We start from the raw sequence: 231 nt of genomic DNA, 5'->3' as shown, positions 1-231 counted from the left end.
ATGTTAAAGCGTCTGCTGTTACTCAGCCTTTTGCCGTTATGCAGCCATGCGGAGGAACTCCCCGCTCCGGTAAAAGCGATTGAAAAACAGGGCATTACCATTATAAAACCCTTTGAGGCGCCGGGGGGAATGAAAGGCTGGCTGGGCAAATACCAGGACATGGGGGTCGCCATCTACCTAACGCCGGATGGTAAACACGCGATCTCCGGCTATATGTATGATGAGAACGGC

At 52.4% G+C, this 231-nt stretch carries 1 protein-coding gene; it reads left to right on the top strand.

Annotated elements, in window-relative coordinates; translation table 11 throughout:
* Positions 1-231 (top strand): disulfide isomerase DsbC N-terminal domain-containing protein (locus ABD353_RS40105; protein WP_425555369.1); only part of this gene is annotated, 231 nt, incomplete at both ends.

The organism is Kitasatospora arboriphila (assembly GCF_039528095.1).
In the GTDB taxonomy this organism is placed as follows: domain Bacteria; phylum Actinomycetota; class Actinomycetes; order Streptomycetales; family Streptomycetaceae; genus Kitasatospora; species Kitasatospora arboriphila.
Note: the sequence above shows the minus strand (reverse complement) of the source record. Positions and strands in the feature narration are given on the sequence as shown.